28 protein-coding genes, 1 tRNA gene and 1 pseudogene are annotated in these 25605 nt (G+C 54.4%); 11 read left to right on the top strand and 19 right to left on the bottom strand.

Going from position 1 to position 25605, the window contains the following annotated elements; all coding sequences use genetic code 11:
- Positions 1-65: 65 nt before the first annotated feature.
- Positions 66-1448 (top strand): D-arabinono-1,4-lactone oxidase, encoded by a 1383-nt coding sequence (locus ACX3P5_RS11385; RefSeq protein WP_458968719.1) that lies wholly within the window; start codon positions 66-68, stop codon positions 1446-1448.
- A 16-nt stretch (positions 1449-1464) separates the two neighbouring features.
- Positions 1465-2298: a glycosyltransferase family 8 protein gene (locus ACX3P5_RS11390; protein ID WP_233987718.1), complete on the top strand. Its 834-nt coding sequence runs from the start codon at positions 1465-1467 to the stop codon at positions 2296-2298.
- A 52-nt stretch (positions 2299-2350) separates the two neighbouring features.
- Here the strand turns inward: ACX3P5_RS11390 and ACX3P5_RS11395 are convergent, their stop codons facing one another.
- The gene (locus ACX3P5_RS11395) at positions 2351-3472 is read right to left on the bottom strand and encodes a Gfo/Idh/MocA family protein (protein ID WP_233987717.1); all 1122 of its coding nucleotides are present in this window, start codon (positions 3470-3472) and stop codon (positions 2351-2353) included.
- 31 nt (positions 3473-3503) lie between these two features.
- Here ACX3P5_RS11395 and ACX3P5_RS11400 point away from each other — a divergent pair, with 31 nt between their 5' ends.
- The 3 genes from ACX3P5_RS11400 to ACX3P5_RS11410 all read left to right on the top strand — a co-directional run bounded on the left by ACX3P5_RS11400 (position 3504) and on the right by ACX3P5_RS11410 (position 5312).
- Positions 3504-3668, top strand: a complete 165-nt coding sequence (locus ACX3P5_RS11400) for a hypothetical protein (RefSeq protein WP_336755563.1) — start codon at positions 3504-3506, stop codon at positions 3666-3668.
- A 147-nt stretch (positions 3669-3815) separates the two neighbouring features.
- Positions 3816-3891: transfer RNA gene (locus tag ACX3P5_RS11405), tRNA-Asn, on the top strand.
- Positions 3892-4052: 161 nt separating this feature from the next.
- A complete protein-coding gene (locus ACX3P5_RS11410; RefSeq protein WP_198774011.1) occupies positions 4053-5312 on the top strand; it encodes a tyrosine-type recombinase/integrase in 1260 nt (419 codons plus the stop codon).
- 516 nt (positions 5313-5828) lie between these two features.
- Here ACX3P5_RS11410 and ACX3P5_RS11415 read toward each other — a convergent pair.
- Both ACX3P5_RS11415 and ACX3P5_RS11420 read right to left on the bottom strand, forming a co-directional pair.
- On the bottom strand, positions 5829-7088 hold the full coding sequence (locus tag ACX3P5_RS11415) for a cation:dicarboxylate symporter family transporter (RefSeq protein WP_458968720.1): 1260 nt from the start codon (positions 7086-7088) through the stop codon (positions 5829-5831).
- 111 nt (positions 7089-7199) lie between these two features.
- Positions 7200-7625, bottom strand: a complete 426-nt coding sequence (locus ACX3P5_RS11420; protein WP_197665072.1) for a VOC family protein — start codon at positions 7623-7625, stop codon at positions 7200-7202.
- A 202-nt stretch (positions 7626-7827) separates the two neighbouring features.
- On the opposite strand from ACX3P5_RS11420, the gene ACX3P5_RS11425 reads away from it, so the two are divergent.
- Positions 7828-8718 (top strand): LysR family transcriptional regulator, encoded by an 891-nt coding sequence (locus tag ACX3P5_RS11425; RefSeq protein WP_458968721.1) that lies wholly within the window; start codon positions 7828-7830, stop codon positions 8716-8718.
- Positions 8719-8748: 30 nt separating this feature from the next.
- On the opposite strand, the gene ACX3P5_RS11430 is transcribed toward ACX3P5_RS11425, so the two are convergent.
- The 7 genes from ACX3P5_RS11430 to ACX3P5_RS11460 all read right to left on the bottom strand — a co-directional run bounded on the left by ACX3P5_RS11430 (position 8749) and on the right by ACX3P5_RS11460 (position 12627).
- Complete coding sequence (locus ACX3P5_RS11430) at positions 8749-9357, bottom strand: flavin reductase family protein (protein ID WP_458968722.1); 609 nt, start codon at positions 9355-9357, stop codon at positions 8749-8751.
- 20 nt (positions 9358-9377) lie between these two features.
- Positions 9378-9818 (bottom strand): SRPBCC family protein, encoded by a 441-nt coding sequence (locus ACX3P5_RS11435; RefSeq protein ID WP_458968723.1) that lies wholly within the window; start codon positions 9816-9818, stop codon positions 9378-9380.
- A gap of 11 nt (positions 9819-9829) precedes the next feature.
- Positions 9830-10492 carry a Rossmann-fold NAD(P)-binding domain-containing protein gene (locus ACX3P5_RS11440; RefSeq protein WP_458968724.1) on the bottom strand — a complete coding sequence of 221 codons (663 nt, stop codon included), beginning with the start codon at positions 10490-10492 and terminating at the stop codon, positions 9830-9832.
- Position 10493: 1 nt separating this feature from the next.
- On the bottom strand, positions 10494-11153 hold the full coding sequence (locus ACX3P5_RS11445; RefSeq protein WP_458968725.1) for an SDR family oxidoreductase: 660 nt from the start codon (positions 11151-11153) through the stop codon (positions 10494-10496).
- A gap of 46 nt (positions 11154-11199) precedes the next feature.
- Positions 11200-11586 (bottom strand): nuclear transport factor 2 family protein, encoded by a 387-nt coding sequence (locus ACX3P5_RS11450; RefSeq protein ID WP_266061905.1) that lies wholly within the window; start codon positions 11584-11586, stop codon positions 11200-11202.
- Between the two features lie 67 nt (positions 11587-11653).
- Positions 11654-12037: a nuclear transport factor 2 family protein gene (locus tag ACX3P5_RS11455; protein WP_050158515.1), complete on the bottom strand. Its 384-nt coding sequence runs from the start codon at positions 12035-12037 to the stop codon at positions 11654-11656.
- Between the two features lie 35 nt (positions 12038-12072).
- On the bottom strand, positions 12073-12627 hold the full coding sequence (locus tag ACX3P5_RS11460) for a TVP38/TMEM64 family protein (protein ID WP_458968726.1): 555 nt from the start codon (positions 12625-12627) through the stop codon (positions 12073-12075).
- A 155-nt stretch (positions 12628-12782) separates the two neighbouring features.
- Here ACX3P5_RS11460 and ACX3P5_RS11465 point away from each other — a divergent pair, with 155 nt between their 5' ends.
- The 4 genes from ACX3P5_RS11465 to ACX3P5_RS11480 all read left to right on the top strand — a co-directional run bounded on the left by ACX3P5_RS11465 (position 12783) and on the right by ACX3P5_RS11480 (position 16022).
- Positions 12783-13415: a TetR/AcrR family transcriptional regulator gene (locus tag ACX3P5_RS11465; protein ID WP_198774002.1), complete on the top strand. Its 633-nt coding sequence runs from the start codon at positions 12783-12785 to the stop codon at positions 13413-13415.
- Positions 13416-13480: 65 nt separating this feature from the next.
- The gene (locus ACX3P5_RS11470; protein WP_458968727.1) at positions 13481-14062 is read left to right on the top strand and encodes a TetR/AcrR family transcriptional regulator; all 582 of its coding nucleotides are present in this window, start codon (positions 13481-13483) and stop codon (positions 14060-14062) included.
- A gap of 54 nt (positions 14063-14116) precedes the next feature.
- Complete coding sequence (locus tag ACX3P5_RS11475) at positions 14117-15220, top strand: alkene reductase (RefSeq protein WP_458968728.1); 1104 nt, start codon at positions 14117-14119, stop codon at positions 15218-15220.
- A gap of 58 nt (positions 15221-15278) precedes the next feature.
- Complete coding sequence (locus ACX3P5_RS11480; protein ID WP_458968729.1) at positions 15279-16022, top strand: SDR family oxidoreductase; 744 nt, start codon at positions 15279-15281, stop codon at positions 16020-16022.
- 96 nt (positions 16023-16118) lie between these two features.
- On the opposite strand, the gene ACX3P5_RS11485 is transcribed toward ACX3P5_RS11480, so the two are convergent.
- The 4 genes and pseudogenes from ACX3P5_RS11485 to ACX3P5_RS11500 all read right to left on the bottom strand — a co-directional run.
- Complete coding sequence (locus tag ACX3P5_RS11485; RefSeq protein ID WP_458968730.1) at positions 16119-17066, bottom strand: quinone oxidoreductase family protein; 948 nt, start codon at positions 17064-17066, stop codon at positions 16119-16121.
- 9 nt (positions 17067-17075) lie between these two features.
- Entirely contained in the window at positions 17076-17549 is a 474-nt protein-coding gene (locus tag ACX3P5_RS11490; protein WP_458968731.1) for a hypothetical protein, read from the bottom strand.
- Positions 17546-18004, bottom strand: a complete 459-nt coding sequence (locus tag ACX3P5_RS11495; RefSeq protein WP_458968732.1) for a MarR family winged helix-turn-helix transcriptional regulator — start codon at positions 18002-18004, stop codon at positions 17546-17548. Before ACX3P5_RS11495 ends, ACX3P5_RS11490 begins: the two co-directional genes overlap by 4 nt.
- Before the next feature lie 626 nt (positions 18005-18630).
- Positions 18631-18971 (bottom strand): annotated as a pseudogene (locus ACX3P5_RS11500) (zincin-like metallopeptidase domain-containing protein); the annotation flags it as partial.
- A gap of 255 nt (positions 18972-19226) precedes the next feature.
- Here ACX3P5_RS11500 and ACX3P5_RS11505 point away from each other — a divergent pair.
- Positions 19227-20477, top strand: coding sequence for an MFS transporter (locus ACX3P5_RS11505; RefSeq protein WP_458968733.1), 1251 nt, complete (start codon positions 19227-19229; stop codon positions 20475-20477).
- A 245-nt stretch (positions 20478-20722) separates the two neighbouring features.
- On the opposite strand, the gene ACX3P5_RS11510 is transcribed toward ACX3P5_RS11505, so the two are convergent.
- From ACX3P5_RS11510 to ACX3P5_RS11530, 5 genes are all read right to left on the bottom strand, one after another.
- Complete coding sequence (locus ACX3P5_RS11510) at positions 20723-21061, bottom strand: hypothetical protein (RefSeq protein WP_233987708.1); 339 nt, start codon at positions 21059-21061, stop codon at positions 20723-20725.
- A gap of 49 nt (positions 21062-21110) precedes the next feature.
- Positions 21111-21650, bottom strand: coding sequence for a hypothetical protein (locus ACX3P5_RS11515; RefSeq protein WP_458968734.1), 540 nt, complete (start codon positions 21648-21650; stop codon positions 21111-21113).
- A 437-nt stretch (positions 21651-22087) separates the two neighbouring features.
- Entirely contained in the window at positions 22088-23077 is a 990-nt protein-coding gene (locus tag ACX3P5_RS11520) for an isopenicillin N synthase family dioxygenase (protein WP_233987706.1), read from the bottom strand.
- Positions 23078-23102: 25 nt separating this feature from the next.
- A complete protein-coding gene (locus tag ACX3P5_RS11525; RefSeq protein WP_233987705.1) occupies positions 23103-24530 on the bottom strand; it encodes an amidohydrolase family protein in 1428 nt (475 codons plus the stop codon).
- 11 nt (positions 24531-24541) lie between these two features.
- Positions 24542-25531: an ABC transporter substrate-binding protein gene (locus tag ACX3P5_RS11530; RefSeq protein WP_233987704.1), complete on the bottom strand. Its 990-nt coding sequence runs from the start codon at positions 25529-25531 to the stop codon at positions 24542-24544.
- Positions 25532-25605 lie beyond the last annotated feature (74 nt).

Genomic DNA, 25605 nt, shown 5'->3' on the forward strand with positions numbered 1-25605 from the left:
CTGGCTTAGTCATGGTCTACGCTTAGTGAATATCGTCACAAAAACGCCATAAAAGGAATGCTGTTGTGAGCAGAGACGCCCACCTTTACCCGCTTCGCCACACCGATGTTGATCCCAACGATGACCGGCTCTGGAACTGGGCGCAAAACGCCCAGATCGGTAGCCGCCATCAGGTTCAGCGTCCCTCCAGCGAGGCGGAACTTCAGGAATTAATGCGCCAGTCAGGCGGTAAGATCCGGGTGATCGGCAGCAAGCTCTCCCCCGGTCGGATGCTGCACGTCAGCGAACAGGATCTGCTGCTCGATCTCAGCGCGTTCAGGGGCCAGATCGCCAGTGATGAACAGAGCGTGACCTTTGGCGGTGCGACACCGCTCGATCAGGTTTACCGCAGCCTGACCGGGATGAACCGGATGCTGGCTTCGTCGCCTGGGGTGATTGCGATTCAGACCCTGGCCGGCGCGATGGCGACCGGCACGCACGGCCAGGGTCTGCAACAGAGTTCGATTGCCGATGAAGCGCTGGCGATCCGTATGGTGCTGACCGATGGCAGCGTGCGGGAATTTAACCGTGGCGAGCCAGACTTCCCGGCGGCGCAGGTTTCACTCGGCGCGCTGGGCATCGTGACCGCCGTGACGCTGCGAACCGAGCCGTTCCGCATCTTTACCTGTCACAAAAATGCGGTTTCTGCGGATACGCTGGAGCAGGACCTGCTGCGCTGGAATGAAGAGTATCCGCTCAGCAAGGCCTGGTGGTTTGTTGATGACAACCGGGTACACGTCTGGAACGCCCACGAGGCGAGTGATGACGAGCGTCTGCGCTATGAACAGCAGGATCGTCAGGTGGTTGAACACGAAGGTCAGGCGGATGACAGCCTGAATGACACCATCGATCAGACGCTGGCGCACATGCATCGCGATACCCAGATTCAGGGCAAAGGCGGTAAGCAGTTTCGCACCGTGACCCGTTTTCGCGACTTCACCGATGTTACCGGTGACATCTATCAGCTGTTCTGTCGGGGCATCGCGGTGCCGCAGATTAATGTCGAAATCGGCGTGCCGCTGGCGAAAACGCCTGCCATTATCCGCCGGATTAAGCAGTGGTATGCGGAGAACCGCCCGCATATGCATTACCCAATCATCCTGCGCTGTACCGGTGCCTCTTCGGCCTGGCTCAGCCCGGCGTCTGACCAGCCAACCTGCTTTTTCGGTTTCGTGGTCTATTACGCCGATGACGGCACGCTGTCACAGGAAGGTCTGCATTTCCTGACCGAAGTGGAAAAACTGCTGGCCGACGAGGGTGGACGCCCGCACTGGGGCAAGTATTACGACGCCGATCGCTATAACTGGCGTGAGATCTATCCGCAGTGGGATGCGTTCCGCGCCCTGCGCAGCCAGCTCGATCCGCATGGCCGGTTAGGTAATGACTACATCGCCCCACTTTTTGACTGACTGAATAAGGAAAAATATGTTTGCCTGGGTAACGCTGTTAACTCAACCCGACTATCTGGTGGGCGTCAAAGCGCTGCACCGCTCGCTGAAACAGAGCAACAGCCAGTGGCCGCTGGTGGTGATGACCACCTCAGCGATTTCCGCTGACGATTGCCAGGCATTGCAGGCCGAGGGCTGCGTCATCGCCCCGGTTGAGCCCATCTATCCGCGCGCCGATCTGGATCAGCATTACGCCTCGGCGCAGTTTGGCGAAGTGTGGACCAAGCTGCGTGCATGGCAGCTGACTGATTATCAGCGCGTGGTGTTTCTCGATGCCGATATGCTGGTGCTGCAGAATATGGATGAGCTGTTCACGCTCGATCTCGGGGATAACCTGATGGCGGCGTGCCACGCCTGTCGTTGTAATCCGAATCAGATCGCCTCTTATCCGGCGGACTGGCAGCCCGAGCAGTGCCACTACACCTGGCAGGCGCGGGGTGAAGCCGCTCCGCCCAGCCTGGACTACTACCTGAACGGCGGTTTTCTGGTGCTGACTCCTGATAACGCGGTCTACGACGCACTGGAACAGCGTATCGCGGCGATTGATGACCTGAGCGATTATCCCTTCTCAGAACAGGACCTGCTGAATGAGGCCTTCGCCGGTCGCTGGATGCCGCTCTCTTACGTCTACAATGCGCTGAAAACGTTGCCGTTCCAGCATCGCCCGATCTGGCATGACGACGAGGTGAAGAATCTTCACTTCATCCTGGCGAAGCCGTGGAAGCGCGATCTGGCTCAGCCGGAAAGCCAGCGCGACCGCTACTACGCACTGGATAAGCTGTGGTGGGAAAAAAGCGGCCTCGCCTGCTAATACCGGACGGGAAGCGCTGGCTTCCCGTCTGCTGCGTTTTCCGTCGCTCGCCCTACACCGTCATCCAGCGGCGCTCCCGCGCAGAAAGCGCAATCGCCTCCAGCACCTTCTGCACCTGTAATCCTTCCGCAAAATCGGGCCACATACGATCGCCCGCTGCGATGCCGTTAATCAAATCGCGGATCTCAACCGTCTTCTGATCGTTAAAGCCGATGCCATGTCCGGCCGAGACGCAAAAGTTGGCATAATCGGGGTGCGCCGGGCCGGTCAGCAGCGTTTTAAAGCCCTGACGGCCAGCCGGCTCATCGTGAATGTAGAGTTCCAGCTCCGCCATGCGCTCCTGGGTATAGCGCAGCGTGCCTTTGGTGCCGGTCACCACATAGGTCAGCCCCATCTTAGCACCACAGGCGATGCGGGAGGTTTCAATCACGCCATGCGCCCCACTGTTGAAACGCAGCAGCGCACTGGCCTGATCTTCGTTTTCCACTGGCAGCTGGCGGCTGAGATCTTTTGGGTCCGGACGTGAAGTGATCACCGTCATCATGTCGCCACTGACCTCGGCGATATCCCCCACCAGATAGTGCGCCATATTGACGATATGCGCCGCCAGATCGCCAAGCGCGCCCAGACCGGCCAGCGCTTTCTGGCAGTGCCAGTCGAGCGGCGTCTCCGGTTTTGCCAGATAATCTTCGTTGTGGGTGCCGTAGAAATGCACCACCTCACCGATCTCGCCATTGGCGATGATCTCTCTCGCCAGCTGGCTGGTGGGGTTTTTCATGTAGTTGAAACCGACCAGGGTTTTGACGCCAGCGGCCGTGGCGGCGGCCACCATCTCTTCGGCATCGGCCACGCTCAGCGACAGCGGCTTTTCGGAGTAGACGTGCTTTCCGTGGCGGATCGCCTCCAGCGCCATCTCTTTATGCAGGAAGTTAGGGGCGCAGATGTCGACGACATCAATAGCCGGATCGCGCACCAGCTCGCGCCAGTCGCCGGTAGATCGGGCGAAGCCAAAGGTCGCGGCCTGGCGGGCCGCCAGCTCCGGGTTCACTTCCGCCAGCATCTCCCGCACGATCTCGCCTTTCAGCGCAAAAACGGTGGGAGCCTGGGCATAAGCAATGGCGTGACAGCGACCAATATACCCACTGCCAATCATGCCGATTCTGACTTTGTTCATTTCAACTCCATAGGCGCATCTCAAGGTTGAAATGAAATCTAAATTTCATTTATGCCGTTTACAAAGCCAGAATGAAATAAATGTGACGATGGTGGAAAACTATCCGGTAAAACCACTGATTACGCCGCCTGACAAGGGGATCGCTACGGCAAAACACCTCATAAATACCTCATTTTTTGCCGCCAGCGATTTTTAACTCCGCTGGGCGGAACGGGCGAAAAGCGAGTATTTTTTGTGGGGCATCAGGCGGGAGTGGCGACTATTTCAGCAGTCGGGCGATTTTGTGAAAAAGAGCTTTGACATGGCCCGGGCAGGCCGTTACTATGCGCCCCGTTCCAACAATTCCTCTGTAGTTCAGTCGGTAGAACGGCGGACTGTTAATCCGTATGTCACTGGTTCGAGTCCAGTCAGAGGAGCCAAATTTATGTTTTCATGCATCTTCACGAATCTTTATACGATTTAGATTCAACAAGTTAGTGTGAAAAGTCTTCCCGATGCATTTTCATTTCCCCCTCCGCATCGGGCAAGATTGGTGGTCTGATTTGGGGTCATTTCAGTTCGATTATGGAGTGACCACCATATGTCTCTGAACGACACTAAAATCCGCAGCTTAAAACCATCCGCTAAACCTTTCAAAGTTTCCGATTCTCATGGCCTGTACCTTTTAGTCAATCCAGGCGGTTCACGTCTCTGGTATCTCAAATATCGTTTCAATGGTAAAGAATCCCGCCTCGGCTTAGGTGCCTATCCCGATGTTTCTCTGGCTTACGCCCGACAGCAACGTGATGGCATACGCAAGCTGCTGACGCAGAATATCAATCCATCACAGCAACGTATCGCAGAGAAAGCTGCCCGCTCACCGGAAAAAACATTTAAGCACGTTGCATTGAGCTGGCATAAAAGCAACAGAACATGGTCAGAGAACCACGCCTCCCGTCTGCTTGCCAGCATGAACAATCATATATTTCCTGTGATTGGACACTTGCCGGTAGCTGAACTGAAACCTCGTCACTTTATCGCCCTGCTGAAAGGCATTGAGCAAAAAGGTCTGCTGGAAGTCGCAGCACGTACCCGGCAGCATATGTGCAACATCATGCGTCATGCCGTACATCAGGGAATGATTGAGAGCAATCCGGCGTCGAATCTCGAAGGTATCATCGTAGCACCAGTTAAACGACACTACCCGGCCCTTGCCCTTGAACGACTACCCGAACTATTGAGTCGAATTGATGGCTATCGTCAGGGACGCGAATTAACCCGGCTGGCAGTATCACTCACCCTGCACCTTTTTATCCGCTCTAGCGAACTGCGTTTCGCACGTTGGTCTGAGATCGATATCAGAAACAAAATCTGGACCATTCCAGCTACACGCGAAGCTATCCCTGGTGTCCGCTATTCTGGGCGTGGTGCAAAAATGCGCACTCCACATATCGTTCCACTCTCCCGTCAGTCCATCACTATTCTTAAACAAATACGGGAAATATCCGGGCATCAGGAGCTGATTTTTCCAAGTGACCATAATCCGTATAAACCAATGTGTGAAAACACCGTCAACAAGGCGTTGCGTCTGATGGGTTATGACACGAAAAATGAAATCTGCGGCCACGGATTTCGAGCGATTGCCTGTAGTGCTCTGATGGAATCAGGACTGTGGGCGCAGGATGCCGTGGAACGTCAGATGAGCCATCAGGAACACAATAGCGTTCGAGCAGCTTACATCCATAAAGCGGAATATCTTGATGCCCGTAAAGCGATGATGCAGTGGTGGTCGGATTACCTGGATGCATGCCGGCATGCTTTTCTGCCTCCTTATGTATGGAGCGGATTGCAGAAAAGATAAATATCCTAATCAGGAATATCAGTAATTGACCAAAACAATAAAAGCAGAGCTGGTCATTCAGTGCTCTGCTTTTTATATTAACATCACGTTTTAAACAGACCTTCTCACATTGCTCAAAACAAATTAGAGCGTAACGTTGACTTAGTGTTGGTGGATTCTTTGTCTTTGAGTCTGCGGATGGAAAAGATTGATGTGGTTTGTCCCCGCTTTTCAGAAACGAATAGTGGAACCCGAAACGATCATTCCAGTACCGGCTTATCTATCAGGTGAAACTCGACCAGTACAACTCCATTTGCTCCGCCATCGGGAACGATTCTCTGCGCCATGCCACTCGCTGCCAAGCGTCCCTTTCATTTCTCGATTCAGCCGCCTTTTGCCGCGATCCAGTGAATCAAGCTCATGCAAACCGGCGGCGCAGATATTAACAGCATTGGCAAAAAGAAAACGTTCCCGCAAATACCTACATAAGCCTTCTAAATGCAGAAGGGAACAAACAACGTTCCCTTTACTGACATATCAGTGCTTGTTTAATTCGGCGTGTGTGCCGGTAACCGGTTCGGTTGCTTTTTCCCACCGGTTAATGACCAGTGGAGCCACAATATTTCCAAGCACATTTAAAGTTGTAGTTCCGCTGTCGATAATGCGGAATATACCGGCTATCAGCGCAACGGCATCAAGTGGTAGGCCTGCCGAGGCTAGTGTGGCAGAAAGAATGAGGATGGCAAAACCCGGTACGCCTGCGGCTCCCTTTGAGGTCAGCACCATGGTGACAACCAGGATAATCTGCTGCATCAGCGTCAGATCGATACCGTAAAGCTGCGCGACAAATATGGTTGCTACACCGAGGAATATCGATGCCCCATCCAGATTAAAGGCATAACCAACCGGCACGACAAAACTGACGATGCGGCCCGGCAAGCCGTAGCGCTCCAGCTTATACATCAGCTGAGGCATAACGGCTGCTGAAGCGGCGCTTGAGAAGGCCAGTACCAGCTCCTGGCGGAAATATTTCGCCAGTTTAAAGACGTTCTCACCGATGAGAGCACAGATACCACCCAGCACGATCAGGGCAAATAATATCAGGCCCAGATACACCGTGCCGACAAGCTTGAGGAGCGGCAGAAGCGAGGCAAAGCCGAAAGTCGAAACGGTAGCGCCAATCATGCCGAATACGCCAACCGGCGCGTAGGCCATGACGATAGTAACCACCCGAAACATGCCGTCTGACACACTCTGCAGGACGCTGAGGATCGGGGCCGTTTTCTCGCGTGGAAGGCCATTGAGCGTAAGACCAAACAGAACAGCAAAAAACAGCACCGACAGCAGTTTGCCCTCTGAGAGCGCCACGAACAGATTATCCGGAACAATGTTCTGCACGATCACCAGCGCACCGCGTGCCGGCTCCATCTTCATGTGCCCTTCACCGTGTGCCATTCCCTGTATGCTTGTGCCTTCTCCCGGCGCAATCAGGTTGGCCAGCACCAGTCCGAAAACGATTGCTATCCCGGTGACGGTAAAGAAATATCCCAGGGATTTCACGCCCATCCTGCCAAAGGATTTATTATCGCCACTTCCGGTAATACCCAGGATCATGCAACAGAAGACAATCGGCACCACGACCATTTTCATCATCTTGATAAAAATATCGCCGAGCGGCTTGAGAATTTCGTGACTGACCCACTGCTGATATTCGGGATGCGTGTTGAAATACCATCCCACCACGATCCCCAGTAAAAGGCCGATAACGATCTGCCAAACCAGTGTTATTTTTTTCATGTCCAGCCCTCAGATTAAACAGGGCAACCTCTGCCAGAAAGCGGCAGAAGTCACGCGAGATACATTCGGGTGAAAAGAGAGGTGGCACGACCTGAAGCCGTGCTCAGAGTATTATTTTGCGAAAAGCTGACTGATATCTTTGAACGCTTTAAATTCCAGCGCATTACCGCAGGGATCAAACAGGAACATCGTGGCCTGTTCCCCGACCTGCCCCTTAAAGCGGATGTAGGGCTCAATAACAAATTGGGTGCCGAACGATTTTAGCCGTTCAGCCAGCGCCTCCCATTCGTCCCATTTCAGCACAATGCCAAAATGCGGCACCGGTACGTCATGGCCGTCAACGGGATTTGAATGCACGCTTTCCTGAGACGCCGTTTTAGGATGCTCATGGATCACCAACTGATGACCATAAAAATCAAAATCTACCCACTGCTCGCTCGAACGCCCTTCGTTCAGTCCGAATACCTCACCGTAAAAATGGCGGGTTGCCTTCAGGTCATACACAGGAATTGCCAGATGAAAGGGAGAAAGGCTCATTAATACATCCTCATAAGAAAGTCGCTGCCTTCTGGCTGCGGAAAATCTGATTGATATTGAGTAATGCAACGCGCTGAGCCAGAACGGCGTCTGGTGTGACATTAACATTACCGTCACAAAGGAGATTATAAATAATTTTCTTTGATTAAAATCAATATTTATCATTGTATAATACAAATTATATTTGTGTATTAGGTGACTTATGATCCGTGAACTGAAGACGTTTTTGATGGTGGCAAAAGAGGGAACCTTCGCGGCGGCGGGGAATAAAATCGGTCTCACCCAGGCTGCTGTCAGTGCCCAGATGCAGCGTCTTGAAGCGGACTTAAACTTTGCGCTGTTTGACCGCTCAGGGAGAAATGCACGCCTCAACCAGAAAGGGCTGCAGCTCGTCACCCAGGCGCAGGAACTGCTGATGCTGTATGACGGTCTGGGCGAGAGGCTGACCCGGGCTATTCCCGGCAAAATCGTGACGATTGGCGCCATTGCTTCCGTACAGCGCACCCTGCTTCCGGACGCGCTGACGTTGTTCAGTAAGCAGAGCTCCGGGTGTCGCACCCGCGTGATACCGGGGCTGTCGATGGATCTCATCAATCTCGTTGACGCCGGCGAAATAGATATGGCCGCTGTCCTGAAACCGCCTTTCTCCCTGCCGCAAGGCCTGCAGTGGAGCGCGCTGGCTCATGAGCCTTTTCATCTCATCGTGCCGAAAGGTGTCGCGGGCGATGATATCGCGGGGCTAATCAGAGAACAGCCATTTATTCGCTACGATCGTTCTTCCTTCGGCGGACGCCTGGTGGATCGTTTTCTGAGAGAGATGGACATAACGGTCACTGAAATCTGTGAAGTCGACGAACTGGAGGCCATCCTTAAGCTGGTCAGTAACGGTGTGGGTGTCGCCCTTTTGCCCCAGATTGCCGCCTGGCACCGCTGGCCATCATCGGTCAGGGCGCTCAGTCTGGGGCAGAAGATTTTTTATCGGGATGTGGGGCTGATTCACCGGCCGCTTGAGCGCCTTGATGATGACGTCAGGCGCATTTCTGAGCTGATTATCATGCAGGCAAGGCGGGACAGCCTGCGCAAGCCCCGTTAAATCATGTCACGGACGTTCATGCTTTTAACATCAGCCCTGCGGAGCCCCGGGGGTCGCCGCCGGCGCGCCGGCGATGTTGACCGCATCTCCGGTCGTGTAGAAGTGACCGCCAGCAATATAGTGCAGGCTGCGCCAGTCTGCCGGCAGTTGCTCAAACTGCCAGTGGCCGTCGCGGAAGACGCGGCTGTCAGCCCATGCCGCCTTTATCTCGCCAATAAACAGATCGTAGGTTTGCTGATTATGCGCCTCGGGGATAAGCTCGCAGTATAGCCACGCGGCGCATCCTGATACCAACGGCACGTCAGTGCCGGGCAGGTTAAACAGAGAAGCGCCTGACCGCGGGATCTTATCCGCTTCGCTGTGCAGGGATTGTGAGCCAAGGTGATAAACCAACTCCGCCTGAGACGCGAGCGGTACCTGGATCACAAATGACCGGCTCTGCTCGATAAGGCTGCGGGTAAAGGCCGTCTTATCCAGTACGACGGTAAGACGGGCGGGTTGGTAATCCAGCGCACACACCCAGGATGCCGCCATGACGTCTTCGATACCGTCATGACGGGCAGATACAAGGGTGACCGGGCCGTGATTTATCAGGCGGTATGCCTTTGCCAGCTCTACCGCTTTTATAAACTCATTCATCTTGCTGCTCCGCTGAAGTTTTAACGGCCTTCAATAAAGTCAGCCAGGCTCCGGTGCCCTGACATAATCAGTTCCTGGACGATGGCCGTCATCTCCGGCGCTTTCTCGCGTGCGCGCGCCTCAAAGCTGGCCTGCCAGACAATGACCGTTTCGTCCCGTCCGGTCAGGGGAATAAGGCTGACGGTCGCCACATAGTCATCAACAGGCAGCGGCGATTCGATAAAGCGGTAAGAAAAAGCCTGACGCGTTTCATCAACCATCAGCAGTTGCTCACGAAGAACGTCCCCGTTCTTCAGCACCAGCCTGCGCTTGCAGCCCGGCAGCCCGTCCGGCTGATGGTCCTCAATTTCACTGCTGCGGATCGCCGGGTGCCATTCACTGATGCGGCCAAACTGGCGGAGCGTTTGCCATACCCGGTTCGCATCAGCGGCGACGGTGGCGTTAAATTTTACGACTGACATAGCGGTGCCTTTTATTGTGTTGCGCGTTTTCCGGCCATGTCGGCCGCGCGAATGATGGAAATGCCCGGCTGCGGATTCAGCGCGGACTGTATAAGGCGGGCGGCGATTTCTGCTGCCGGGTTGAGACGCCAGCGGGGCGGTAGAAACGGTGCGAAAACCCTAAGGGCGAGTTTCAGGGCCATTTCCCCCGGGCGCACCTCTTTCCTGGCCCCCCCGATAACGCCGGGCCGGACGAAGGTCAGCGAACGGAAATTCGCCTGCAAGAGCGCCTGCTCAAGCTCTCCTTTTACGCGGTTATAAAAAAAGCGTGAATCCGGATCTGCCCCGGCAGCCGAGGTCAGGGCAAAGGTTGAGGCGCCTAGGCTCTGCGCCAGGCGGGCAAATGCCAGCGGATAGTCGTAATCAACCTGCCGGAAGGCGTCCCGGCTTCCGGCTTTGTGCATCGTGGTGCCAAGTGCGCAGATCGCCGCGTCCACCGTTCCTTCCTGCACGCAGGTGCGCAGATCCTCAAAACTGATTTGGGGATTGATAAGCGTCTTTCCGCCGGCAGCGTACGGAGGAAGTGGCTTTCGCGTGGGGGCGATAATGACACTGACGGCGGGATTGGCCAGCGCCTGGTGAAGGACATGGCCGCCCACCAGCCCGGTTGCACCCAGCAGCAACAGGCGGCTCACTTTACCGGCCCGCCATTTTCTGCAGGGCTTCCCGAACCGGAACCTCGCCGGCAGTCAGCTCGATAATGATGCGACTGACGCCAGGCTGTTCAATGATTTCAGCCAGAGTGGCCGCCACATCATCACGGGGAACATCCCCATAAGGAATAGCGAGGCCCGCATGGACAAGGCCCGTGCCGGGCTCGTCCCGCAGCGTGCCAGGTCGTAATATCACCCAGTCGAGAGCGCTTTGCGCCAGCGCCACGTCGGCCATTTTTTTGACGCGCATATAGTTCTCGAACGTGTCAGACACCGACTGACCCCGTGCGGCCTCCGGGAATGCGGAAACCAGCAGAAAGCGCGACACCCGGGCCTTCAGGGCAGCGGCAACGGCGGTTTTCAGCCCCTCGCCATCTACCGCATTGGTCATTTCCTGGCCGCCCTTGCCGCCGGCGCCGGCCGTAAATACCACCACCTCACTGCCTGTCAGGTATGCAGCCAGCGCATCCTCATCCAGCTCGGTCAGGCTTCCTCTGACCGGCTCAGCCCCCTGCTGACGTAATAACGTTTCCTGCTCTGGTTTGCGACACAGCGCCCGGACATCATGTCCGTTATCCGAAAGGATCCTGCTCAGGCGCCTGCCTATCTGGCCTGCGCCACCAATAATGAAAACACGGGTCATTAGGTTCTCCTTGCCCTGTCATGAGGCGGCGGTAATCGCCGCGTTATCAACCTTCAAACTGATGGTACACTTTGGCGATCACCTGCCAGCGTCCGTCAATCTTAATCAGTGTCAGATAATCGTTATAGTCCGCACCTATAGCGTCATTTTCCATATCAACCCGCACTACTGCGGTCGTCGGCGTGATAGCCAGCACATCGAGGCGGGTTACGATATCCGGCGCGCTGCCGTTCTCGCGAACAAAGGCGTACAGGTTCTCCACCGGCCCGCCCAGCAGCCTGCCGTTGGTAAAGCCGTACATCACCGCATCGTTATGAAAGGCTTGCGCCACCGTTTCAGCTTCACCGGTGCGCAGTCCATCAACGTATCTCTCAGCCGTTTCCGTGACAGCCCGGTAATCGGCAGTGGGTACCGCTTTGATATTTTTACTCATCTTACTTTCCTCTTTTTGGCAGCATGCAGGAACTGCACGCTGCATCAGTCAACGGGCCGGGCCGTTATCAGGGTGCGACGTGGGTGTGGTAAATCTTGCTGACCACGGTCCAGCGACCGTTCACCTTCAGAAGATTGAAAAAGTCGGTGAAGCGAAAGCCCGAAATGTCGTCAGTGTCGATGCGGGCACTGGCCGCCGTACCCACGATATCTACACGCACAATGGCCGCTTTGGCTTCGGGTGAAGGACGGAAGGCGGTATCGATGGTGTCAAACAGCCCCTGAATCGGACCTCCGCTGAGATGGCCGTTCCCGTCAACGCCGAAAATAGTCGCCTTATCGCTAAAGGCGGGCTTCATCAGTTCGCTCTTCGCCTGCTTACCGCCTTCATTGTACTGATTAAGCACGTCCACGATGGCGTTATAGTCCTGCACGTAGGTTGTGTCGCTCATGTTTATGTCTCCGTTTTAATAAACCGGGTATCCGTTCAGATACCCATTTTTCGTCTGATGCACCGTTGCAGCAGATAAAGCAATACCAGGCCCAGCGCGGCGACCGCCGCACCGGTTAACACACCGGTGTTCTGCATCATTTCCAGGGGTGAAAAATCCCCCCACGCAAGCCCCCCCACGTCTGATACGGTGGCACCCGCACTGGCGTAGATAAAGGTTCCCGGAATAAGGCCGGGCATCGTGGCAGCCAGATATTTTTTAAAATGCATGCCGCTCGCCCCCAGCCCGTAGTTCAGGGGCGCAAACGGCACCACTGAGCTCAGACGGAGCAGCAGAACAAGCACAATGCCATTGTGCTGCGCCAGAGAAAGCACCCTGCTCAGGTTGGTGCTCCTGACGGCCACCTTCGCAACATGCGGAAAGAGGCGGCTCCTGGCCAGCCCGAAAGCCAGCAATGAAGAGGTGATACCGGCCAGCAGGGCTATCAGCGTTCCGCCCGTGGCACCAAACAGCCATCCCGACAGTGCAGTCAGTAATGAGGCCGGGAAAAACAGTAGCGTGGCCGCGACAAAAACGGCGAAAAACAGCACCGTCCCCACCCCGCCGGCAGCCTGAAGATAGAGACTCAGAGATGAGATAAGGTTCGCCATCAACTTCCTGCATTTTGTAGTGATCGCTATGTAATGTTATTATTGTATAGTGATCACTACGTAAACTGTCAAGCGAATCATTGAGACCTCCCTGCATGAAAAATCGTGATTTACCCGAAGCCGTGGAAAAACCTAAAGGCAGGCCGCGCAGCTTTGACCGTGACAAGGCGCTGCTCAAGGCTCTGGATCTGTTCTGGCGTAAAGGCTTTGAGCCGGCGTCGGTTGCCGAACTCTGTGCCGCAATGGAAATCAATCCGCCCAGCCTGTATGCAGCCTTCGGCAATAAGGCAAAACTGTTCCTTGAGGCGGTAAATTACTACGAGCGGGTATACTGGAAAACGACCTGGGAGCGGCTCGAACAGACGCCGGACATCACTCAGGCCATTGATCGATTCTTCAGCGAAGCGGCAGAGATACTGCTCTCACCCTCAGCACCCTGTGGCTGCATGGTGGTACTTGCGGCGATTAATGTCTCAGCGGACTCGACCGATGTCATCAGGGCGGTCAGCGTTCTCCGGCAGGAGGGGAAAGACCTGTTTGAAAAACGGCTGGGCAGAGCGGTGCGGGAAAATCAGCTGCCTGCGGGAACAAATACCGCTGCCCTGGCTACCGTTCTGAATACGTTGCTTGAAGGGATGTCAATTGAAGCGAAAGACGGCGCCACGCCTGAAAGCCTGAAGCTGACCGGACAGCACGCCATCAGGCTGCTGCCGCCGCTGAATGCCTGAACGCACGAAATGCCACACAATACAACTAGACGACCGGTCAGTTTTTTTACTAGAGTACCCGGACTATGAAAAAGCACGCGACAGACATACGCCAGCACATCATTGATGTGGCGAGGGCAATTATTACGCACAAAGGTTACAGCGCCGTCGGAATTGCTGAGATTGTCCAGGCCGCCGGTATCCCTAAAGGCTCGTTTTATTATTACTTTAAGTCTAAAGAAGATTTTGCCGAAGCGCTGCTGGCGCACTATTTCAGCCACTATCTGGATGAGGTAGACATTCAGCTTAATGGCCGCGGGCCAGCCCGTGAGCGTTTGCTGCGCTACTTCACTTTCTGGAAAACGACCCAGGGCGCAGACCTGCCCGAAAGTAAATGTCTCGTGGTCAAGCTGGGCGCAGAAGTCTGCGATCAGTACGACAGCATGCGACACGTTCTGGCAAAAGGGACGCACGATATCGTGCAGAAAATTGCTCAGTGTATCCGTGAGGGCCAGGAAGACCGTTCTCTCCCGGCGGTTGCGAATGCCGGGGAACTCGCCGAAGAACTCTATCAGCTCTGGCTTGGTGCCTCCCTGATGGCAAAAATTCATGATCCTGATAAAGCGTTTGAGAAAGCCTTGAACGCCACCCTGCGGCTGCTCGGGTAGCCGTATTTTTTTTACCTTAAAACTAGACGACCGGTCAACTATTATGGAGTTTATATGACTGACAACAGTACCCGTACCGATTTATTTTCACCCGTTACGATGGGGACGCTTCAGCTGGCTAACCGCATCGTGATGGCCCCGGTGACCCGCAGCCGTTACGGCGAGGACGGCGTGCCTGATGAACTGCATGCGACTTATTATGCACAGCGCGCCGGCGCGGGCCTGATTATTTCAGAAGCCACCAACATCTCAGCGCAGGGCCGCGGCTATGCGGCTACCCCGGGGATCTGGAGCGAAGAGCAGGTGACTGGCTGGAAAAAGGTGACTGACGCCGTCCACGCTGAGGGCGGAAAAATCGTCTGCCAGCTCTGGCACGTGGGCCGTTTTTCAAGCGTTGAGCTGCAGCCCAACGGAGAACGCCCTGTGGCACCTTCCGCAATCAAAGCAGAGGGGCAGACCTATACCGTCAACGGTTTCGTGCCGGTTTCCACCCCGCGTGCGCTCGAAACAGAGGAAATCCCCGGCATCATTGAACAGTACAAACGTGCGGCAGAAAACGCCCTGCGTGCCGGCTTTGATGGCGTAGAAGTGCACTCAGCAAACAGCTACCTGCTCGATCAGTTCCTGCGTGACTCCACCAATCACCGCGCTGACGCCTATGGTGGCTCAATTGAAAACCGGGCCCGCCTCACGCTTGAAGTGACAGAAGCCATCGTCGGCATCTGGGGCAATGACAGAGTGGGCATTCGCCTCTCGCCGGTGACACCTGATGCCGGTAATACCCCGCCGGACAGCAACGTCATGGCGATGTACGGTTACCTCATTCAGCAACTGAACCGGTTTAACCTGGCGTACCTGCACTTTGTTGAGGGGGCGACGGCCACTTCCCGCGACGTGCCTGCCGACGTGGATATGGATGCGCTGAGCGCGCAGTTCGACGGGCCGTTTATCGGCAACAACAACTATGACCTTGAGATGGCCATCAGCCGCCGGAACGCAGGAATTATTGATGCCGTTGCCTTTGGTCGCCTGTTTATTTCCAACCCGGACCTGGTAAAACGTCTGCGTTACGGTGCCGGACTGACGATTGCGCCGAAAGAAGCGTATTACGGCGGCGGGGCTAAAGGCTACACCGACTGGCCGGAAGGCCATTACTGATAAACCAAACCGGCGGGGATCCCCCCGCCTCCTGTACCTGATAAAGAAGGACAATAAAATGAATCACCTGCAGAAAAAAACAGCTGTCATTACCGGCGCGTCATCGGGCATTGGCGCAGCAACCGCGCTGGAACTTGCACGGCACGGCGTGAATATCGTGGCGGCCGCGCTGGATCAGGATGGCCTTGACAGGTTAGTGAAGAGCATCAAAGCAGAAGGCGGTGAGGCAGTTGGTCTGGTTACAGACGTGACTCGTCTGGAAGACACACAAGCGCTGGCAAAATACGCCACTGAGACCTTCGGTTCGGTCGATATCCTGATCAACAATGCCGGCCTGATGCTCTTCTCCAGCTGGAGCGATGTGGTGTGGGAAGACTGGAACAAAATGGTGGACGTCAACGTGAAGGGTTACCTGAACGCCATTGCGGCCGTGCTTCCGGGAATGCTGGAGAAAAAAGACGGACAAATCCTGAATATGGCGTCCGTGGCGGGCCATCAGGTTGATGCAGGCGCGGGCGTTTACAGCGCGACCAAGTTTTTTGTGCATGCGATGACCGAGTCGATGCGCAAAGATTTAGGCGTGAATAAAGGTATTCGCGTGAACACCATCAGCCCGGGTGTCATTAATACAGGCTGGGCGGATAAGGTAAGCGATCCTGAAGGCCGCAAGATCGCTCAGGAACTGACTAAAATTGCTATCAGCCCGCAGGATGTGGCCAGTGCCGTGGTGTATGCGCTTAATCAGCCGCAAAACGTAACGGTCAATGACCTGATTATTTCACCCACCCGACAGAACTGGTAATAAGGCGATGGCAGCCTGACAGGCTGCCATCGGGTTTTAACGATTGTTCACCTGCACGTTAACAGGAAAAACATGTCTCTTTCCTGCCCTGAAACGTCATGGGATCAGCACTACCCTCTCCTCCCCCGTATCCTCATTCCAAATCTGGCTGACATCTGAGAGTGCGCAGGTTCTTACCGGCGTATCGAAACCCCCTTCCGGGATCGCCGCCAGCAGCTGACCTGCCCCGGCTATCAGCTCATGAACGGAAAGGCTGCCGATGCCGCTGCCCAAAATTTCAAGACCTGAGCTGCGAAGCGAGGCGGCAGAGACGTTGATGGTTTCCCCGGCCACAGAACCCAGCTGCACGAACCGCAGGCGTGGCTCTCCAAGCCGTGAACCGCGATCCGCCGTGGCCTGTCTGATAATCCGGCTTGCCGGCTCTCCCCAGAGATAATCCAGAACAACGTCAACCGGCCCTGAAAAAGCCTGCTTCAGCGCCTCGTCTGCAGAGTCATCCAGCACGATTTTTTCAACTTCCGGCGGCAACTGTGCCAGCTTCTCCCGGTTGCGTCCGGTGGCGATGATCCTGCCCGCACCAAGCCAGGCTGCTATCTGCACGGCCAGTCCGCCTGCAGATCCGGTAGCGCCGTTGATGAGTACCGATTCACCGCGTGTAAATTTCGCCCTCTGCGTCAGCGCGACCCAGGAGGAAAGCCCCGCCGTCACGACCGCAGCTGCCCGTGCATCACCGACACTCTCAGGTACCGGCACGGTTGAATCAGCTGACACCAGTACCTGTGCGGCCATTGAGCCAAACGGGGGTTTGGGAAACAGGAAGTAGACCCGTTTGCCGTCCGGGGCAATCCCCACACCGTCAATACCCGGCACGAAATTTACGTCACGGGTGCCCGAATAGTGTCTCCCGGCGGCGAGGCTTTTCACAATAGGGCTCAGCGGGGTGGCCAGCACGCGCAGCACCCGTTCGCCTTCACCGGCTACCGGTTCAGGAAAGTCGCCATACGAGGGGGGAACATCAAAACGTGAAACAACGGCAGCACGCATAGGGACTCCTTAGATGATCGATTTACGCTGAGGAAGCGTTTGACCCGTGTGGCGAAGGCGGCTGAGCTTAAAGCCATCGCGTATGTTTAATCCGATTAAGGTCAGATTTACTGCGCCGGCGATGAGCTCAAGCGCCTGGACGCTGTAAAAGACGCCGTCAAACAGACCCGCTTTTGCACGAACTGCCAAAAATAAGGCTGAAGGCACAAGAATTAACAGTCCGTTAATACCGATGAATGGCATCCGGCGGCGTTTTGAAACCAAAAGCGGATGACGCCCCTTCCCTCCCATGGAAAACCCGGTTCCCGCAGTAATCCCCATCAGGGGCACGAACACCATCAGAGCATAGGCTATGAGCTGTTTCACCTCTGTCACCGCAGCGGCCGACAGGAACAGTTCGGTGACCAGCGTCGAAGTCCAGAACGTGGCCAGAAAAAGGGCTGCAAGCACCGACGCGGTGGCATGGATCTGACGCTTCATCATTTGTGCTCCGCCAGGGATTTTTCGTGAATATCTGACAGGTTTTTCAGCACATGGAATGCCGTTTCCAGATCGGTAGTGCCGAATCCCGCCGCCATTTCTGTTGCCTGATGCTGCCAGCGTACGTTAACGGTGTCATAAACCGACTGGCCTTGCGCCGTCAGGGTATAAAGAGGCGACCGTTTATGCATGGGATTAGCCTGCGTTTTCATCAGGCCGGACTCAACAAGCAGGTTCAGCTGCTTCTGTGCCCCCTGCCGGGTAACCCCCATCGTTAATGCAATTTGAGGCGCGGTGACCGGCCGTTGTGCCAGAGCCACCGCGCCGAGCATCCGCCAGCGGGTACTGGTCAGCCCCTCAGGCAGAACAAACCTGTCACCCCACTCCGTCAGGACGCCATTAAGCCGGAAAACATTGAGAATGACCTGAGTCAGCTGGTCAGCTTTAGTATGTGCCATAGAACCTCTCTTATATGACAACAAGTTTTCACATTGGCAACTTGTTGTCAATGTATTCTATTCAAAATACGACTTAGAGGTTTGCATTGGCGTAAGGCCAAAGCGTCATCATGGGGTGAGAACCGAACTAACAGGTTTTATGCTGACACGGGCACGCCATTTTTGCAGTCAGCGGAACGGCGGCTTCCCGCTTAAAACCACCCGGCAATGCCTGCCTTCAATAAGACCCATAAGCAGGCTCATTTGGTCAACAACCGGATAAGCCTGTGAGATGTATTAAGAGGCCAGGAGAATATTCAGTCGAGGGGCCAGGGAGTTTAGACTCGGCCCACAGGCGTGCCCCCCTTGCCGTAAATGATGAAATAGCAGATATAACCTGCAGAATCACCCCATTCTCCGCATTCCGGTTGGCCACGCCGCCGTCGGCCGCCTATGCCACCGAGATTTTTCCGCTAGCGAAGTCGTATGACATTTGCAGTAGGCCCGCGACGATCGCAAATTCGCCTTCATCGCGTGGTCCGAAGATCATTGCGATGGTTTTCGGGAAACCGAATTTTCCGGCGATGGGGAGCGGGTCATTCGGAATGCATACTTACTTCGATGCGTGTTAGGCAATGGGGAGCAGGTCAGCAATTTATTGTGAAAGCGATACATTTACCCATCGAATAATAATGCGCTTTGGACGCTGCACTCGCGGCCCTGAAGATATAGCGCTTGTCATTCTTCAGTGCTTTCAGCCAGGAAGCAATATCGCTTTCATGCTGCACCTCTCCAGCGATCCCCCGATCCGCCATCAGGTACGCGCTTCCCGGCTCGGCGATCAACTCCTCAAAAGCCTGACTCGCACTGCCCAACTTCCCTTTCATTTCACGATTCAGGCGGCTTTTGCCCCAGTCCAGTGAACCCGCTCATGCAGAACGGTGGCGTGAAAATTGGCCGCATCAGTAAAAAGGTAACGCTCCGGCAACCCTGTAAACATCCCGTAAAACCCGGCCACGTGATTTTAGATATCTTTCCTTAACGTGTCGTGATGTTCGCGAAGTCAGCTCCTGGCACAAGGCGGACTGACATACAGGCCAATATCCATGAGGAGTGAGGAGCGGAAGTTATTTCTCTGCTTACCTAAACGACATAATGCAGTGTAACCATCAGATCATGCTAAAGTATTAGCAAAAGACAGGCGTTCTAAAATAAATCCTCTTATCCAGAAGCCATTTTTACAATGAAAACATTTACTAAAAAAGTTAGCGTTTTTCACTTCAGTCCTTTTCGTTATCTGTTTGCTGCTCGCCTTCTTACCGTTTTGGGCAATGGTATTGCACCGATTGCATTAGCGTTCGCAGTGCTTGATATTGGCGGATCGGTATCTGATTTAGGTCTCGTTGTTGCGTCCCGCTCAATTTTTAACGTTTTATTCTTGTTGATCGGGGGCGTATTAGCGGACCGCTACTCTCGTAACCAGGTATTGGTATCCTCTTCTGTTATTGCGGCAGTTTCACAAGCTATTGTCGCATGGTCTGTGTTGGACGGTTCAGCAACTGTGATGAGTCTGGCATTACTTGGAACTTTGAATGGAGCAGCAGCTGGCATCGCGTTACCTGCATCCTCAGCGCTGGTCCCTCAAACTGTTCCAGTGCAGAATTTGCGAGCAGCGAATGCATTAATTCAGCTTGGTATTTATGGCGGTACGATTATCGGCACTTCGCTTGGTGGGATGCTAATCAGTTCTGTCGGACCCGGTTGGGGACTGGCAATTGATGCGATAGGTTTTGCAGCCTCTGCACCGCTTTATTTCTTAATTCGTATTACATCAATCAAAGCATGCCCACCATCAGGTAATATCCTGCAGGACTTAAAAGAAGGATGGGAAGAATTCACAAGCCGAGCCTGGGTATGGGCAATTGTGGTCCAATTCACCATTATCAATGCAGCATTTAGTGGCGTAATGATGGTACTTGGCCCTGTGATTGCTGATGCTTCTTTTGGGCGAGCTAATTGGGGAATTATGGTTGCTGCGCAAAGCGTTGGCCTTATGACAGGTTCATTCTTCGCCCTAAGATGGCGTCCACGACGCGATCTTTTTATTGGTGCAATGCTAGTATCACTATGCTCACTGCCAATTTTTATGCTTAGTCAACCTGCTTCTGCAACGTGGCTTATTGCAGCTTTTTTTATTGCTGGTGCAACGTTCGGTCTGTTCGGAGTCTCATGGGCTCATTCACTACAAACTCATGTTCCTCAGGAAAAATTGGCTCGCGTGTACGCCTATGACGCTGTAGGTTCGTTTGTGGCCATTCCCTTAGGTGAACTGGTCGCTGGGCCGCTGGCAATTCATTATGGCAGGAGTAATGTGCTTCTGGTTTCAGCGATAGCAGTAGTCATAGTAACTTTAGGCACCTGCCTGGTCCCTGCGATTAGACAGCTCGACAATTTTTCACAGGTGAATTCGAAAAAAGCCACGAGCTCCTCATGACAATATTCAAAAAATTACAAAATATGAAATGTAAATTATTGCTTGAGACTCTATAAAACGATGGGAAATTCCCAGGGAATTAGTATTCCCTGAACGCTTAAATCTCCGTTTTTGGCACACAGCGGTTGAGCTAACGAATCGGAAGGTCCGCTGTGAGCGAAAAGCGGACATCAGTAAGTCCGCGTTGTATCAAGTAGAGGGTAGCAGGTCAATTGCTATGATGGAGACGCCTCTGGTTGTGGTGTTTAAAAAAATACCCCTTTAGGATCATCACCTTTTTGAAGGTGAGGGCTCTGCTCATCAAGTTTATAATTAATCAGATGACCATCCTCGGTAAAAGATAAAGTAAGAATTTGTTCATGACCGAGTATTTTCGGCGAAAGCGGAACTATTACGAGTCTGCTTTGTTGACTCCAGATATAGCGCCAGCTCAGGGCTTCACTGAAGTTTTCAGGAAAATTGGGTGGCCCAAAACGGTTCAGGACTTCCCGTTTAGTTGTTTTTCCAGCAATTAACCAACTGCTAAGAGGTTTTTTTTCAGAAAATGTCTCCGGAAGATTATGTGAGCGCACGCCTCCAGACATACAGCCCTGCACGAAAGGTAAAGCCAACATTAAAGTATAAATGATTAATTTAATTGAATTTGGTCGCAAAGTAATCCTCTTTCTTAAACGGTTTAGCTTTAAGGATTTTCACTCCTGTAGCTGGATCGATTACAATTTCACTAAAGTGGAAAACACATTTAGTAAACTGTTCATGTGCATCAAAATTCACGTCGTAATCTTTTCCAGCCTCAAGATTAACTAACGCTGACATTGAGCAGCTTCCCTGATCGGTATTGTCTGTAAGAATATGGAAAATAGCCTGACCTGGTTTTGCATATACTTCAAAATAATAATTCTTATAATCATTCTGGCGATAACTTATCTTAGGCATACCAATATCTCGGGTGTCATTATAATAACCAAATGAAGTATGCGGCACTAACTGTTGATATTCTCTGTTCTCTTTAGTCGATATCGATGTGCCGGTTACATTCCCAACAAAACGGATTCGAGCCAGATTGCTTTTTTCACCGACAGGGTCTTTATAAAGCGGCGCGGAATAATTAAAGGCTGAGCAGCCACTTAATAAAGACATACTCAGGATAGTAAATGATAAATATTTTTTCATTATAATAGAAACCCGGAATTAATTTACCTGGAACTATCGGCAAAAACAGCCAATATTTTAATTGTTTCTGCCTATTGCTTTTTATGTTATCTGAGCCTCAGGCTTTCAATCGTTTGCCAAAGAGAATCGTGGTCAACCTTAAGCAAGTCACACAAGAGAACCGATCCGGAAGCAAAGAGACATCTTGCGCTGTGGACTGTTCGAGGTGACCTGCTTCCCGCACATCTACTTAACATGAAGTTAGCAGCGTCCGCTTTTGGCACAGAGCAGACCGTCAGAGCTCTTTGGACACCCTCTCGCTTCGAGCCGACTTTTAGATGCTTGTTCTGAATACCCGTCTTTTGCAGAGAGCCTCGTGGCACGATCAGCGATGAAGCGAAGTTTTTAAAAAAGCCCGCTCAGGGAAACCTGAGCGGGCTTTTTGCTGCTATTCCGCTTTACCCTTTGGCAAAGTTCGCCTGGATACGCTGTTGCAGATAATCTTCAGCGCTGATCGCCGGATACTTCGCCTGCGGGCCGAGGATCTCGACATCTTTATTCGCCTGACAGAAGAACGCCAGGCTATAGCGCGCGCCCTGATATTCTCCTGGCAGCGGGCTTCTCACCCGATGGAAGTTTGACGGCAGCTGGTCGTCACTCCAGCGCATCAGCATGTCGCCAATATTGCAGGTGATCACCTCTTCACGCGGTTCAATACTGGTCCACTGCTGGCTTTCGCGATCCTTGCCAGGGCACACCTGCAGGCCGCCCTGACCGGGGCGCTGGAACAGCAGCGTCAGGCAGTCGAAATCGGTATGCGCACCGGCACGCCACATTCCCTGCTCCGACTGTTCGGTCGCATAGTAGTGCAGCATCCGCAGCGTGCTCTGGTAGGTGTTCCGATCGGGATTGTGCGCCTGCTCGAAGAAGTGCTCAGGAAAACCGAGCTTGAGTGCAAAGCAGGAGAGCAATTTCATCCCCAGTTGCCAGCACTGTGATTCGAAGCTCAGCATGGTCTGCTTAAAGGCGGGCAACTCCTGCTCGGTCGGCCACAGCGAATCCATTAAGGGACGGGTAATCTGATAGGACTCCTTCTGATCCGGGGTTTTGGTCGAAGGACGGACCTGCGACTTATTTTCCCAGCCGGCGTTACGCGCCAGCGGATAGCGGGCTTTGACCGCATCCGGCAGTGAGAAGAAATCTTCCGTCATGCTGAACGCCTGACGGATATCGTCGAGAGCGATACCGTGATTGCTGACCTGGAAGAAACCGATCTCCACCGCGGCCTGCCACAGTTCATCGGCAATCTCAGGTTTACGCTGTTCAAAATCTGACAGGTCGATGCAGCGGACTTCGCGGGCAAAGGTCTCTTCACCCATTGCGCCCATCGCCGCTTCTTTTTCCAGTTCCTGCAGTGCGTAGCCTTGTGTCTGGGTTGATTGTGTCATTATTTTTTTCCTTTACAGAAGAGGGTTAACCGGCGGCACGCTGTTGCAGGGTGCGGACGGCTGACATTGCCTGATGGCGCATGGCGTCGAGATCGAGGCCAGGGATGTGATCGTTTTCGACAATCACCCGGCCATTGATCATCAGTGCCCTGAGTGAAGCCCGACCGCCGCAGGCCACCGGGCCAATCGCCATGTCGTGCAGGCCGAAGTAGCGCGGGTCGTCCAGCCGGTAAATGGCGATATCAGCCAGCATCCCGACCTGCACGGTGCCGCTCTGTTGCAGGCCGAGGATCTGCGCGCCGCCAGCGCTGCCCCAGCGCACCACATCTTCGATGGTCGCCGCATCGCCGCCGCCTTCAAACGTTCCGCCGTCATAGCGTGGCGTGGCAAACATGCCTTTTCGGGCGCGCTGCAACAGCCAGGCCGCATGGGCTTCACTCTGCATATCTGCCGCTTCGTTCGATGCTGCACCGTCCACGCCCAGCGAAACCGGGACGCCCGCCTGCTCCAGCGCCAGCAGATCGGCAATGCCGCTGCCGAGACGGCCATTACTTTGCGGGCAGTGCGCAATCCCGGTCCGGCTGTCACCCAGCAGCGTGATCTCCTGCGGCAACAGCTTCACCAGATGCGCAAACCAGACGTCATCACCCAGCCAGTCGTGTTCGGCGCAAAACTGCACCGGCGTCATATTGAAGCGATCGCGCGCCGTATCCAGATAATCCACCGTTTCCGACAGATGACTGTGCAGCCGGATACCGAGCTGGCGCGCCAGCCCGGCCATTTCGCGCAGCTGCGCGCCGGGAGCCGAATGCAATAGCGTGGTCGGAGCCATCACCACCCGCCGCAGCGAGGCTGGTCGCGGATCGTGGTAGCGCGCCACCAGCCGTTCGATATCAGCCATGTAGTGGCCGAAATTCTCCGGGCGCAGCGCCTGTGGCAGATCCTGCTCAATGGTCCGCCCCTGCGTTGCGCCGCCGCGGCACAGCACAATGCGCATCCCCAGCGCCTCGCCTTCACTGAACAGAATCTCTGAGGGATCAAACGGCATATCCGGCCAGTAGAGATAGTTATGATCGGCGACCGTGGCGCAGCCGGACCGCAGCAACTCAATCAGGCCAATACGCACCGCCAGCCGGAACGTCTGCTCGTCAAAAGTGGCGCGAAAGCGATAGGGCGTCGCGCTCAGCCAGGCGGTCAGGCTTTTGTTCAGCCCCTGCGGCTCACCTTTGAGCAATGACTGAAACAGGTGGTGATGGGTATTGACCCAGGCGGGATAGACCACGCAGTCGCGGGCATCGATCAGCCGCTCGTCCGGCAAGGCGCTCAGCGAGCCAATGGCTTCGATCACGCCCTCACGGACGCGGATATCAGGCCCGGCCTGGCGCGCCCGATCGCCCGGCAGGCCAGTCAGAATGGCGTGCGCATTTTTAATCAGTAATGACTGAGATGACATCGCATCGCTCCTCACGGTTTAACCTGCATCTGCTGAACAAACTCGGTGGTGTACGCCTGTTTCCAGTCGGTATCCGCCTTCAGCAGGCTGGCTTTCACCATGAAATCCCGGGTTTTCTGCCAGCGCTCCTGTGTCATGGTGCCCCAGCCGGCTGTCGCGGCATCGCCGCCGTCAATCAGATGGTGCTGTTTGATTTGCGTCACGCCCCAGGCCAGCAAATCATCGGTCATCTTCGGGTTATCTTTTTTAATCAGCGCATTGCCCGGTGCCGGGTTGTTCAGATAGCTCACCCAGCCCTCCATTGAGGCACGGACAAACTTCGCCATCGCCTCATTGCGGCTGCTGATCTGGTCTGGTCGGGTGATCAGAATGCCGCCGTAAGGGGGATAGCCGTGTTCGGAGAAAAGAAAGAAGTTCGATTTCACCCCGGCCTTCTGTGCCTGGAAAACCTCAGAGCTGACGTAAGCCTGCTGGGCCACATTCTGATCGGCAATAAACGGCTGAATATTGAAGGTGTAGGGACGTACCTGCCCATCACTGAGCTGATACTGCGCCTTGAGCCACGGCCACCAGGTGGATTGGCCGGAACTGGAAACCAGAATGGTTTTGTCTTTCAGGCCGTCAAGGGAGGTAACGGAGGCGTGGGTCAGTAGCCCCTGCGGATCGAACTGGAACGGGGCGGCAATCGCTTTCGCCTGAAAGCCGCGCTGTACCGCTTCCAGTAACTGCAGGTCATAACCGATGATCACGTCGGCCCGCTTTGATAACAGCAACTGCATACCGTTGATCTGCGGTCCGCCGGACTGAATGCTGACATCCAGCCCGTAGCGCTGATAAATGCCGGTCGCCTGCGCCTGATAGTAGCCGCCCTGCTCAGCCTGGGCGTACCAGGAAGTGAGCAAGGCGATTTTCTCTGCGGCACCCACCGGGAAGACAAATGCGCCAGAAATCAGCGTGCTCAGCACGCAGCCAGACAGGGGAATGCGGAATAGTAACTTCATTGCTCCTCTCCTAATCGTCACCGGAGAGAGGCTGAGCCAATGCGGCTCAGCCCCCAACCGGTTCAACATGAACC

The organism is Pantoea sp. S-LA4, assembly GCF_054482835.1.